We start from the raw sequence: 12,781 nt of genomic DNA on the forward strand, positions 1-12,781 counted from the left end.
GAATAATTTTTTTATTTTGTTAAAAAACACACTTTTTGGCATGAAAAAAAGACTGCATTTTTTGCAGTCATTAAAAAGGGGGGGGAATCAAATAACTTGATACCTTTTGCGGGTAAACCGGAGTTTCCAGCGAGGAAAAAGCTTATTTGCTTTGGGGAATGAAAGGGGAAAAAATGAGCTTTATGCTGCAATCAAGCTTTACGGAGTTTTTTTCTGTCACCGAAACATCCTTCGCCTTGTTCAAGAGCTGAAATACGTTCCGTTAATTTTTCATTATGGTCGTATAAATACTTATTTTGAGTTACCAATTGGGCAAGCATCAATTTAATCTGTACTAATTCATATTCATTATCCGAAGCTTTTACCTGGGTCTTCGCTACATGACGAATTAAAACACTAATGAGTTCTTCTATGCGCTTATTATTTTTTATTGTCTGAAAAATCGAGGGTGCTTCTGCCCGGACGCAAGCCTTATCTCCTTCACTCATGCTCAACCTCCAAGTAAGACTATAAACCAATATGTTGAAAATCCTTTGGCTTAACATCATTTTGTTTAGTTGCAATAAATTGAACCATCTCTGCGATCACTTCAGTAACATATACATTTTTACCCTCTTTGTTTTCGTATCTTCTCGTTTGTATTCTGCCTGTGATACCGATTAATGCACCTTTTTTACAATATTGAGCCGTATTTTCAGCCGACTTTCTCCATATGATACATTGTACAAAGTCAGCCTCATAGTCACCAACAGTATTTCGAAAGTTACGGTTGACCGCTAACGTGACATTGGAAACAGCCTTACCGTCAGGGGTATATCTTAATTCTGGATCCTTCGTAAGCCTGCCGACGAGGGTAACTTGGTTGATCATCTATTCACTCCTTTCTGTTTATTATGCTTTTATCATACTCGTTCTCGACTTAATTAAAAAATGGATGAAATGACCTTATTCCTGCCTTTTTCTTCATGAAAAATCGATTTGAAGCGATTCAAAAATCAATTTTTATCGTTTGAAATTTCGTAAAAAACGAAAAGTTAACAAAATTAAATATTTTGCAAAATTTTATTCTATCGTTCATAATTTAGACAGTTGTTAGGTTTTCATTTCATTAAGGGACAGTTTTTTAGTATGATATAATTACCTTAATAAGGATTAATCATTTGAACCATTTCGGGGGGTAGATTTACATTTACAATGAGAGGGGTAATACCGCTCTTCTGGCAAGAAACGGAGGAATTAGATGAAATCATTTAAATTAATCTCGTTGCAAATTGTTACTGAGAATTTACACTTGATTGATATTGCATTGACAGACGGGTTAATCATTAATAAAGAAAACGACGCTAGAACATGGTTACTGGAAGCTTTTGTAGAAGAAAGTCATTTCAATGAGCTTGAACCCGCACTTCCCAAGATTGACGGAGAGGTGTATATTCAGGCCGTCATTACCAAAAAGGACAATGAACCGGCTTTGTTTCACACTGTCTTACGCACCATAAGAAAAGTAGGCAACCATTACAGCCTATTATTCGTTGGTCACATCCAAAAAACGCGTAGCAAATATGCAGAACTTCTTCTTGAAGATTTGGTCCAAAAAGGTCTATCCGGCGAAGAGCTAATAAATGAGTTCAAGCAAAAAATCCGCTCAAAGCCTAAATTGGCCACGAATAAATAAATACCCTTCCCTTATTTCCAATTCCCCTAATCGAATACACACAAAAAAAGACTGACTTAGACGAATAAGGATGATAATCCTCTTCTTACCTAAGACAGTCTTTTTCATTCAGTGCTAATTACTTATTGTTGTCGTCTTTTTTATCATTGTTGTCAATCAAGTCATCTTTGTCATCTACGTCATTATCGTTGTTGTCCATCATTCCATCATCATCATTATTATCATTGATGTTGTTATCATCTGTGCCATTGTTATCATTTACACCATTCTTATCATCTTCAATGATTTTGTTATCATCTTCAGGTGCGGGATTGTTATCATTATCATTCGTTCCACATCCAGCAAGGAACATTATGGATAATAAAGAGCCCCCGAGTAGTGCAAAAATTCTTTTCTTCATCATTTTTGGCAACCTCCCTTCTTTCTTAATCATTAGCTATTTTGCCCGAATGTGAAAATAACTTGCGTCCTATTTTTTTTATTTAAAAAGAAAAACCACCGATCTCATCTTTCATAGGAATTTCATCAAAAAAAAACGCCGGACATATAAAATGTCCGGCATTCAAAGGGAGAATAGAAAGGATCTTATCTGCTTTTGCTTTTTATAAGCAATGCAGTGCTTCTTTTATATATACACTGCTACACGATCCCCTAAACCTTTTTTGAAATATAGTTATATGAATCCATTTTATAAAAATGAATGTACTTTTTTTATTTGTCACCAAAAGCAAACATGATATCGGCTTCACATGCTATTTCGCCATCCACCGTTGCGACCGCTTTCCCTTTGCCCATCGAGCCTCTCATACGCACTATTTCGACTTCAAGACGCAGCTGATCACCTGGTTTTACCTGCTTTTTAAAACGACAATTATCAATTCCAGCGAAAAATGCAAGACGCCCTTTATATTCATCTTGTTTCAAAACGGCTACAGCGCCGACTTGCGCTAAAGCCTCGACAATTAATACCCCTGGCATAACTGGGTAATCCGGAAAATGCCCATTAAAGAATTCTTCATTCGCTGAGACATTCTTCAAACCTACCGCTCTTTTCCCCTCATCTATTTCTATGATCCGGTCCACTAATAAGAATGGGTAGCGATGCGGAATGATTTCCTTTATTTGTGTGATATCAAGCATATTTTTTTCCTCCTGAGATTTTTTTTTCAATAACGTAAACGTGCCCCTGCCTTAAAGACAGAGGCGTGGTTGCCATGTACTATAGAACCGAAACCGACGGCAACTGCCTCATAAGACAAGGCACTATGCACCCTTATTCACTATATCAATAATATGGGTCCATGTGGATTTTTGGAAAACATCCATTGCATGTCCTCCCCCGATCACACTATAACCTAATAGTGCCCCGGACAATACAGCAATGAAAATCAATCCGATAACAATGAGTAAACGAAGCCAAATTGGCAAAAGACGGACCTTGATTCTACGATTCGGTTTCGTCTCAACTTCCTTTATCTCTTCTTCAATTTGTTGTCTCATTACACGATTTTGTTCCATATAGAATGTGAAAGCTCCTTTTTCTAAGAAAACTCGCCGACTGATTTTTCTCTATACTCCAGAAATTCGGCAGCTATGCAAAATGATAGGCACAAACGATTCTCTTTGCTATGAATTCATTATAACCGATTTGCTATAATTCCGCAGGGAAGCATTTTATTTTCCAGAAAACTCAACGGATTCCATTGATTAATCCACTCATTTGATCAGCCATCGTAACTGCCCGGGATTGAAATTGATAAGAACGCTGAACAGTGATCAGATCCGTCATTTCTTTGGAAAGGTCGACATTTGATGACTCCAGAGTGCCTTGACGGACAGCTATTTGATTACGGGTATTCCCTGTTAGTGCAGACATGATATCATTTTTTGCAACACCCAAGGCATCGATGTTTTCAGGAAGGCCCAGTAAATTTCCGCCTAGCTGATCAAGAAATTGCGGTTTCTTGACCGAGACGATGCCGAGCCCAAAACTCTTTTCGCCGTATTCTTCCGTATCCACCAACAATAAGCCATTTTCCGAGATCTTAATGTCTTTAATACTTCCGTCAATAAGGATCGGGTTTCCATTTTCGTCAAGGACTTGATGTCCTGCGGAGGTAACGAGCACCATTTGTTCTGGACCATTCCCATTAGGAGATAAATAAAAGGCACCATCCCGTGTAAGCCTTGTATTGATTCCTTTGTCATCCTTAACGCTTACAGTGAAGAATTGGTCTTCCCTAGTGAATGCTGCATCAAGGTTACGGTCGGTCGTCTTTAATGCCCCCTGCGATAGCACCAATTGAGATTGGCTTATCCTAGCACCTGTTCCCTGTCGAATGCCAGGTGTGGTCAACCTCCCTTTTTCCTTCGTCTCACTCGGCTGATTATTGAAACTCTGTATCAATAAGTCATTGAAACTTGTTTGGGTCTTTTTGTAGGCAGTCGTGTCCACATTAGCGATATTATTACTTATTTGATCGAGTTTACTTTGAAGTTGGTTCAGCGTATTCGTCGCTGTCATCATGGTCCGATTCATGGATATTCCCCTTACATGTTCAATTTCCCAAAGCCGCTTTTCTTCTAATGTTCACTTAAAGATTGCCAACTTCATTGACCGCTTTATCCAAACTTTTATCATAGGCTTGAAGGACCTTCTGACTCGATTCAAAGGAACGGTATGCCGACATCATTTCTGTCATCGTTCTCGATTGATCGACATTAGAGCCTTCAAGGAAGCCTTGCTTAGTAGAAAAACCAACCTCTAAGGCTGCGTATGCGCTTGGTAATTCCCCATCATTCAAAACCCTATAAAGGCCTTCCCCGTCCTTCATGAGCTGTGATGATGGATTATCTGAATAACCGATGCCCAGACGTGCCGTTTGAACATTTCCTTCTAAAAGAATACCGTTTTCCGTTATGGTGAACCGATCGCTATCAAGCTTGATCCGCTCATTACTTTCATTCAATACATAATGACCAGCAGGTGTAGTTAAATAACCTTGTCCATCTAGAGTAAAACTGCCGTTGCGCGTATAACGAAGGTTACCATCACCATCCTGAACAGTAAAAAACACCGATCCTTGCCGGCCGGTTTCTTCATTGATTGGAGGGTTTTCATCAGCCAAGGCAATATCTGTATTAAGCTGGGTCTCCTCCAATGTACCCTGGGTAAATAAAGGGTTAGCCTCCTGTACGTAAACGCCGGTACTAAGCCCACCAATCTTGGATAAAGTAGACATACTCAATTTGTTCTCCGTAGGAATCGTTTTACCATCCATGTTGCTAATAAGCATTTCCGGAAATGACCTTACACTTGTTTGATCCGCCTTATACCCCGTTGTATTTGCATTGGACATATTATTTGTGAGCAATTCCGTTCGCCTTTGCTGTGTAAGCATCCCGGAAGCAGCTGTATAAAAACCTCTTAACATCTTCTTCACTCCTCATTCAACATAACTTATCCGTTCAATTTCTCATATCTTTCTTATCGGTCATGAACATCAGTATCTTAAGGAAAAAAGAAAAGCATTAGGCAGAAGAGTTTGTCTGTATTTTAGGCTAGGTCAAATTTAAAGGAATGGTGTTAAATTATTGATTAAAAGAAGAGGGCCTATTGCTCATCAGTACTAGAACTGCACGCACTTTCACTATGCCTCATGTTTGTCTGAACCTTAGACCCCTATCTTATGATGCAGATTTCCATCCGCTTTTTAGTTGAACTTGTGGCGTGGCAATTTATCCATATTATCAAGCATGATACCAGTTCCAATTGCTACACAGTCCATTGGATGCTCTGCGACGAGTACTGGGACTTTGAGTTCTTCCGCAAGTAGTAAGTCAATGCCGTGAAGCAATGCTCCGCCACCTGTTAAAATGACGCCACGATCGATGATATCAGCTGAAAGTTCAGGTGGTGTCCGTTCAAGTACGCTTTTCGCAGCTTGTACAATGATGGAAACCTGCTCGCGAAGAGCTTCCTCAATTTCTTCAGAGTTGACCGAAATGGTCCTAGGTAATCCTGATACCATATCACGCCCACGAATATCGATGACTTCATTACGTGAACCAGGGAAGACGGTTGCAACCTGGATTTTAATGTTTTCCGCAGTACGTTCACCAATCAGAAGTTTATACTTCCGCTTGATATAATGTAAAATTTCATTATCGAATTTGTCACCGGCCATTTTAATTGAAGAAGATGTAACGATATCCCCCATTGAAAGAACGGCTATATCGGTTGTACCGCCGCCAATGTCTACGACCATATTGCCGCTTGGTTGGAAAATATCCATACCAGCGCCGATTGCAGCCACTTTTGGTTCTTCTTCAAGGAATACTTTCTTCCCGCCACTTTTTTCAGCAGCTTCTTTAATCGCTTTTTGCTCGACACTTGTTATGTTTGTCGGGCAGCAAATCAAAATTCTAGGCTTTGAAAGGAAGCCTTTCACATTCAATGTATTGATAAAATGCTTAAGCATCGATTCTGTTACATCAAAATCCGCAATGACCCCGTCTTTTAAAGGACGAATTGCGATGATGTTTCCTGGAGTACGGCCTACCATTTTACGAGCCTCTTCCCCGACAGCAAGAACGCGGTTTGTATTCTTATCAATCGCTACTACCGATGGCTCATTTAACACAATTCCTTTACCTTTGACATGTATAAGAACATTGGCTGTTCCAAGATCTATCCCAATATCTCTAGCAAACATTTCTTAAATCCTCCTTGAATATCCTCACATATAACCTACTTCTGTCCTAATTGTTTATTTTACCATATTGCATTGACACAAGTAAGTATGAATTATAAATAATCACTAACAGAGACTATTTTTACCTAAAATCCCAATATGTATTAAATTTCAATACCATAAGTACTATTTTCTGCCTTTCCCCATAAAAAAAATCCCGGTACGGAATCGGAGTCAAAAATCAGAAAAAAGTTGACACATTTTCATGTCCCTTTATCCATTCCCTGATTGCCCGATCACTTCCAAATACCGGAATGATATCAGTGATTATTTAACGATTTCTTCTTCTCTTTCAGATCGTTTATATTTTAATTTTGTTGCTTCACCACCTCTAAGGTGACGAATGGATTTATGATAATCCAATATATCCTTCACTTCGTTAGCCAAATCTGGATTAATTTCTGGCAGCCTCTCCGTTAAGTCTTTATGCACTGTACTTTTAGAGACTCCAAACTCTTTTGCAATGACCCGGACTGTTTTTCTAGTTTCCACGATATACTTTCCTATCTTGATAGTTCTTTCTTTGATGTAATCGTGCACACCACTCGACCTCCCCAAATTGGATGTGAGAAGTGTGAAATGAGATTCGTATTTTTCGAATCGAATACCGCTGCCCTATAAACAATGAAAGATAGAATTATTCACCTATTAGATAATTTGTAATAAACGATTCCTCACCTCAAACACTCTCTTTGCATGGTTTATAACATCTTATTAGCTTGGTTAAGAATATATGCCTAATGGGACAGGAGGTTTGGATTTATTTCTTAGTTTTATCTATTTATTTTCCTTAGGAACAAATTATTTCCCGAGAAATTTGTCGCAAATTCAACTATTTCAGCAAATTGCTCAATATTTCCTCGAAAGAAAAAAAGAAAGCCGTTCAAAATGAACGGCTTTCTTTTACCAAATTTTCAGTTGTTGTCATTCGTAACGCTTAAGGTTTTTGTTTTGATTTTATTATTAATTAGATTGATTTAACGAATCTTTTAAGGAATCGCTTTCCTCAGTTGTATCTTCACCTGGGGTAGAGCCTTCTTTATCAGTGCCATTCTCTAAATCAGTGCTCTCGTCAGTTTCGTCAACGGCTGGCGTTTCATCCGTGCCAGTCTCAGATTCTTCGACCGCAGGTGTTTCTTCTTTGTCAGTTTTAGATTCTTCGACTGCAGGCGTTTCTTCTTTGTTAGCCGAATCGTCAAGTTCACTGCCTTCCATTTCAGTTGCAGATTGGATGGCAGAAGCTTGTTTATCAATAAAATCAGTTGGGTTTAACGCAATGTTATCTTTTCTGATTTCGAAGTGGACATGTACGCCCGCCTCTTCGTTGATTTGACTTTTTCCAGCTGTAGCAATTGCTTGTCCTTGTTTCACTTTGTCACCAACTGCAACCTTAATGTCTTTAACAGATTGATAACGAGTAACGACACCATCTTCATGCTCTACTTCAATTAAATTTCCAAGTAACGCATCATCTTGAACTTTCGTTACATTTCCACTTAATGATGCTTTTACATCGAAAGACTTTCCATCTTCCATTGCAATATCTATACCTTTGTTTTGCTCATATCTATTGTTGTAGAAAACCAATGCTTCTTCTTGTGCCTTTTCATCCGCATTCACATCATAAAATTGTTTCTTGATAACCGATTTGTCTGCATCGGCTACAGGCATCTTGATTGTCTCAAGATTACTGTTGACCTCAACAGAAGGCTGACCATAGTTTTTTCCTGTTTCAGCTGATTCCTCTTTGCCATCTTTAGCTGAATCATCAAAACTATTTTGTAATAAGAAGGCCGCGGCTAAGATTATGGCTGCACTTGCGATATAGATTGCTGATAATGCCCAACGTTGTTTTAGTATACGTCGGATTGTGGAAGTTGGTTTCTTTTCTTCCTCTCTCATATTAATCACCTCAGCAATCATTCTGAACATTTTGTTAAGATTATATACATTCAGAAAAAAATTTTTTTAGATTTATTTTGTGGAAATGAAACCGATTTTATTCGTAGAATGGTAAAATGTTTGGTATCTTACTGTTGAAGGATGTCTAATTCATGAAAAAAACCATTAAACTCGTGTTAACGTTATTGCCTTTTCTATATATGATTGCCATTTGGATAATGTCGAGCAATCCCGATGATATGATTCTTGATCTTCCATCATCCTCAATTGACCGATTTATTAAAGAGGCACTCCATTTAGTCGAATTTGCCCTGTTGTTCATATTATTCGTTTCGGCCCTTGCTGCAAACAAAAAACTGAAACCTGGTTTAAGCCTGTTGGCGGCCCTTGTCGCTTGCCTTTACGGAGTACTTGACGAATACCACCAATCTTTCGTCCCATACCGCTCCTCTACCTTAATAGATGTCATTAAAGATATCATTGGAGTAGCTGCAGTCTATTTTCATGTCCAATATCATTATTTCAAGCATGAACGGGGCTTTTTGACCATTATAGAGAAATTAAGCACAAAAAAATGAGAGATGGGATTCCCCATCTCTCATTTTTTCGCTGTCATCGTATTCAGCCACTTATTTGAAGACTGAACTTTAACACCTTTATAATAGTACTTTACGATGTCTTCATAGTTTTTTCCTTCTCTTGCCATTCCATTTGCACCGTACTGGCTCATACCAACTCCGTGTCCAGATCCTTTTGTCGTGATGACAATGCGGTTGCCTTGGCGCTCCCAGTTAAAATCAGATGATGTCAACCCTAGCTTTTCACGAATCTGTTTACCTGTCATTTTCTTTCCTCCGATATCCACCACACCCACGCGATTACCGGAAGTCCTTTTAATGACAGTCCCTATTGTTGCTCCCGATGATAGACTTACACCGAGTTTGCTTTCAAAATCTGCAGTATTCACTACAACTTTATTATAAAACTTGGGGGATTCTTCTTTATCCCATGGACTGGATACACTTTTTAAATAGGGGAAATCCGCTTCCCAATAGTCCTCTGAATTTTCCGTGTAACCATTGCTGGTCGAAAAAAAAGTGGCTGTAATCGGCTTTCCTTCATAAGTTAGGATTTGACCCGCTGTGTCCTTTATAGCTTTATTAATTTTTTTCATCTTCCATTTATAATCAGAGCCCCACTGCTTTTTTAGCTCATCATTATTCATATATACTTGGTGCATGACCGTATCGCTTACATCAGCACCGTCCGGTAAACCCAAACGACTTTCACTTATGAGCTGATTGACAATGTAAGTTCTCGCCGTCAGCGCTTGTGCTTTCAGTGCTTCTTCTTCAAAATCCGCTGGCATTTCAGCTGCAACCACACCAGTCAAATACGATTCAATTGGCAGTTTTTCAATCTTTTTTGCAGATGTACGGTATACGGCAACTTCTACGGAACTCATTTCATTTGCACTTACTTCTTTACCTTCCTTCTTCACGTTCTTTTCTAATTGTTCGGCTAACTCCCCACTTGTCTTATCATTTGAAAATGGAAGCACAAGCACTGCTGGAATCATGATAATTACGAATGCTACTGCTATGAATAGTACGATCATCGGTTTGATTGCTTTCAAATTCCTGAGCCTCCCTACACTTGTTTTCTCTGCCGTAAAATCTCCACATCCAGCAGGTATCTTTACATAACAAATGTATGTCGAAGGACAAGCTTTTATGAATAGAAAAACAAACAACGATTTAGTTGGAGGCCGTAAATTCTGGAACAAAACAAAAAAAACCATTCACGTTTCAATGACTCAAAACATGAATGGTTTTTATAAATATCTTAAGCGTTTAGATCGGCAATTTTTTTCGTTTCTGCAGGCACATCTTCGTTAATACGTTCCACATCAGCACCTAAAGATGCCAATTTACCATGGAAGTTCACGTATCCTCTGTCAAGATGCTTTAATTCTGTAACACGAGTAATGCCATCTGCAACCAATCCAGTCAGGATGAGTGCTGCCGCGGCACGTAAATCTGTTGCAGCTACTTCTGCCCCTTGAATGTTAGTTGGTCCATTAACGATTACAGAACGACCTTCGATTTTAATATTGGCATTCATGCGACGGAATTCCTCAACATGCATGAAACGGTTTTCGAAAACGGTCTCCGTAATCATACTTGTTCCTTCAGCACGCAATAATAATGCCATCATTTGTGATTGCATATCAGTCGGGAAACCAGGATGCGGCATTGTTTTGATATCAATGGCCTTCAAGGTTTTTGGACCGATGACGCGTAATCCATCTTCTTCTTCAAGAATTTTAACGCCCATTTCTTCCATTTTAGCAATAAGGGAAGTAAGGTGTTCAGGTACAGCTCCTTGAACAAGAACATTGCCGCCAGTAAGAGCAGCCGCTGTCATGAATGTACCAGCTTCGATACGGTCAGGTATAATCGCATGTTCAGTGCCATATAATTTATCGACACCTTCGATTCTCATCGTACCCGTACCAGCACCTCTGACTTTGGCACCCATTTTATTAAGGAAATTCGCAAGATCTACTATTTCAGGCTCTTTGGCCACATTTTCAAGAATAGTTATACCTTCAGCAAGTGTTGCTGCCATCATGATGTTTTCAGTGGCACCCACACTCGGGAAGTCAAGATACACTCTTGCACCCTTAAGTCTTCCTTCTACCTCGGCATCAATAAAACCATTACCGACCTTCACTTTTGCTCCCATCGCTTCAAAACCCTTTAAATGCTGATCGATAGGACGTGATCCGATGGCGCAGCCACCTGGAAGAGCAACGCGGGCCCGGCCATTCCTTGCTAGTAATGAGCCCATCACTAAAACGGAAGCTCTCATTTTACGTACATATTCAAATGGTGCTTCTTCTAATAACTCTCTTGATGCATCTACAGTAACTTGATTGTCATGAAAGGCAACATCTGCATTTAAGTTGCGCAATACTTCATTGATTGTATATACATCGGAGAGCGTAGGAACATCTTTAATGATACTTTTCCCATCACTTGCTAATAATGTTGCAGCGATAACTGGCAAAACGGCGTTTTTAGCACCTTCTACTTTAACTGTCCCGCTAAGCCTTTTTCCGCCGCGGACGATGATTTTTTCCAAAAGTATTCCCCTCCGCGTCCATTTTCTCTATATTAATATTCAAACGTTATGATTGGTGTGCCAACTACAAAGTTCGTTCGGTCACCCAATCCTTCTGTCCGTAGCCCAAACTGCAAATTTAATTTTTCTTTTGTCAAAGGTTGTTTAAACAATGTTGAATGTGCAGATATAGATGTAAAGTTTGTTTCATGCACACTCTCAATTTCCCTTGCTTGGAACATATCTAACAGGTCTTCAGTTTTAGAGTTTAAAACCGAATCCATATTATCATTGATAGACCCTTTAATACAAGAAAAAATTGAAGGAGTCCCTATAAATAGGTCATTCACCCTGTTCTGGAACGTAGTTGTAAAAAACGTTGAATTGGCTTTTTCCCATTTTTGTCCCTTCACTTCGTAAATAACATAGGTAACTTTATCAAATTCCTCTTCTGTTGTCATTATTTTAATAGACTCGGTTAGACCTGAATCGACATTGTAAGCTAACGCCTCAGCCTTCCAGCCGGAAGCATCATCTTTCCGATGCCATTGAAATTGAGGGTATTTTTGCTTCAAAGCTGAAACTTCTCTTCCAAACTCTTGTTTAGTAGTAATCTCTTTATTTATTTCTCTAGCGAGCACAGACCAATTACCTATGTCTAAATCCTTATCCTTTTGTAACAGTCCCACCAATTTGACTATATCTGGTTTGTTTTCTGCCACAATCGTACTATTCCCAATTAAAATCACCATTAAACCAAGAAATATTATGTATATTAACATTTTTTTGTTCAAACTATACATGTTAAATCCCTCCCCTTTTAAACATTATTTCCATAAGGAGAGAGATCATACTTCGAGTTTTCCGACAATTGGTGACACCTTCCACCTGAAAAAGTTACAGGAGAAGCATGGCGAATACAAGAGTAGAATCATATTTTGCTATAAGCAGAGCTTTACAGCTTATCAGTCATCACTAAACATATAGGGGAGTTGGTTTGCAAATCCCAGGTAGTCAAGGAAGAAATTACTCACAACTGAACCGATGGCAACCGTTAATAAAATATATAAAACCCTGGCCTTGATGACCGAATTGGATCTTAAAATTTTATCAAAATGTAATGCCTGTAGAGCCCACCAGGTAACTGCAATGAAAAACAAGTGCGCAATTATTCCTGTTAAAGCCTGCTGTCCCATTGCTGAAAACATGTACATACCTCCTAAAAGACACCCGTCTTATATTCTAACACAAAACCCCTTCGTATTTGGAATTAAAAAGGAAGAATTGCAAAATATCTTTTTAAAACTGTAAATAGAGGCTAATC

General features: G+C 38.8%; 16 protein-coding genes. 2 read left to right on the top strand and 14 right to left on the bottom strand.

Translation table 11 applies throughout. The features are described 5' to 3' along the window. Nucleotides 1-191: 191 nt before the first annotated feature. Nucleotides 192-488, bottom strand: a complete 297-nt coding sequence (locus ACFWE9_RS00005) for a hypothetical protein (protein ID WP_230159090.1) — start codon at nucleotides 486-488, stop codon at nucleotides 192-194. Nucleotides 489-507: 19 nt separating this feature from the next. Next, nucleotides 508-870, bottom strand: a complete 363-nt coding sequence (ssb, locus tag ACFWE9_RS00010; protein WP_230159091.1) for a single-stranded DNA-binding protein — start codon at nucleotides 868-870, stop codon at nucleotides 508-510. 370 nt (nucleotides 871-1,240) lie between these two features. Here ssb and ACFWE9_RS00015 point away from each other — a divergent pair, with 370 nt between their 5' ends. After that, nucleotides 1,241-1,675, top strand: coding sequence for a YwpF family protein (locus tag ACFWE9_RS00015; RefSeq protein WP_230159092.1), 435 nt, complete (start codon nucleotides 1,241-1,243; stop codon nucleotides 1,673-1,675). 118 nt (nucleotides 1,676-1,793) lie between these two features. Here the strand turns inward: ACFWE9_RS00015 and ACFWE9_RS00020 are convergent, their stop codons facing one another. From ACFWE9_RS00020 to spoIIQ, 8 genes are all read right to left on the bottom strand, one after another. Next, on the bottom strand, nucleotides 1,794-2,078 hold the full coding sequence (locus ACFWE9_RS00020) for a hypothetical protein (RefSeq protein WP_230159093.1): 285 nt from the start codon (nucleotides 2,076-2,078) through the stop codon (nucleotides 1,794-1,796). Between the two features lie 308 nt (nucleotides 2,079-2,386). Next, nucleotides 2,387-2,815: a 3-hydroxyacyl-ACP dehydratase FabZ gene (gene fabZ, locus ACFWE9_RS00025; RefSeq protein ID WP_230159094.1), complete on the bottom strand. Its 429-nt coding sequence runs from the start codon at nucleotides 2,813-2,815 to the stop codon at nucleotides 2,387-2,389. 123 nt (nucleotides 2,816-2,938) lie between these two features. Continuing rightward, nucleotides 2,939-3,193, bottom strand: a complete 255-nt coding sequence (locus ACFWE9_RS00030; RefSeq protein WP_230159095.1) for a DNA-directed RNA polymerase subunit beta — start codon at nucleotides 3,191-3,193, stop codon at nucleotides 2,939-2,941. Nucleotides 3,194-3,365: 172 nt separating this feature from the next. Next, complete coding sequence (locus tag ACFWE9_RS00035; RefSeq protein WP_377355279.1) at nucleotides 3,366-4,214, bottom strand: flagellar hook-basal body protein; 849 nt, start codon at nucleotides 4,212-4,214, stop codon at nucleotides 3,366-3,368. 55 nt (nucleotides 4,215-4,269) lie between these two features. Further along, complete coding sequence (locus ACFWE9_RS00040; RefSeq protein WP_377355280.1) at nucleotides 4,270-5,109, bottom strand: flagellar hook-basal body protein; 840 nt, start codon at nucleotides 5,107-5,109, stop codon at nucleotides 4,270-4,272. A gap of 279 nt (nucleotides 5,110-5,388) precedes the next feature. Further along, nucleotides 5,389-6,390, bottom strand: a complete 1,002-nt coding sequence (mreB, locus tag ACFWE9_RS00045) for a rod shape-determining protein (protein WP_057911932.1) — start codon at nucleotides 6,388-6,390, stop codon at nucleotides 5,389-5,391. Between the two features lie 306 nt (nucleotides 6,391-6,696). Next, nucleotides 6,697-6,969, bottom strand: coding sequence for a sporulation transcriptional regulator SpoIIID (gene spoIIID, locus ACFWE9_RS00050; RefSeq protein ID WP_034315767.1), 273 nt, complete (start codon nucleotides 6,967-6,969; stop codon nucleotides 6,697-6,699). Between the two features lie 423 nt (nucleotides 6,970-7,392). Next, entirely contained in the window at nucleotides 7,393-8,331 is a 939-nt protein-coding gene (gene spoIIQ, locus ACFWE9_RS00055; protein WP_230159234.1) for a stage II sporulation protein SpoIIQ, read from the bottom strand. 152 nt (nucleotides 8,332-8,483) lie between these two features. Here spoIIQ and ACFWE9_RS00060 point away from each other — a divergent pair, with 152 nt between their 5' ends. Continuing rightward, nucleotides 8,484-8,909, top strand: a complete 426-nt coding sequence (locus ACFWE9_RS00060; protein ID WP_377355281.1) for a VanZ family protein — start codon at nucleotides 8,484-8,486, stop codon at nucleotides 8,907-8,909. A 20-nt stretch (nucleotides 8,910-8,929) separates the two neighbouring features. On the opposite strand, the gene spoIID is transcribed toward ACFWE9_RS00060, so the two are convergent. The 4 genes from spoIID to ACFWE9_RS00080 form a co-directional block, all read right to left on the bottom strand. After that, the gene (gene spoIID, locus ACFWE9_RS00065) at nucleotides 8,930-9,967 is read right to left on the bottom strand and encodes a stage II sporulation protein D (protein ID WP_230159232.1); all 1,038 of its coding nucleotides are present in this window, start codon (nucleotides 9,965-9,967) and stop codon (nucleotides 8,930-8,932) included. A 209-nt stretch (nucleotides 9,968-10,176) separates the two neighbouring features. Continuing rightward, nucleotides 10,177-11,478, bottom strand: coding sequence for a UDP-N-acetylglucosamine 1-carboxyvinyltransferase (gene murA / locus ACFWE9_RS00070; protein WP_230159231.1), 1,302 nt, complete (start codon nucleotides 11,476-11,478; stop codon nucleotides 10,177-10,179). A 32-nt stretch (nucleotides 11,479-11,510) separates the two neighbouring features. Next, entirely contained in the window at nucleotides 11,511-12,260 is a 750-nt protein-coding gene (locus tag ACFWE9_RS00075) for a YwmB family TATA-box binding protein (RefSeq protein WP_230159230.1), read from the bottom strand. 162 nt (nucleotides 12,261-12,422) lie between these two features. Continuing rightward, nucleotides 12,423-12,665, bottom strand: coding sequence for a DUF1146 family protein (locus ACFWE9_RS00080; protein ID WP_061465671.1), 243 nt, complete (start codon nucleotides 12,663-12,665; stop codon nucleotides 12,423-12,425). Between the last annotated feature and the right edge of the window lie 116 nt (nucleotides 12,666-12,781).

The organism is Peribacillus sp. NPDC060253 (genome assembly GCF_042727425.1).
Lineage (GTDB): Bacteria > Bacillota > Bacilli > Bacillales > DSM-1321 > Peribacillus.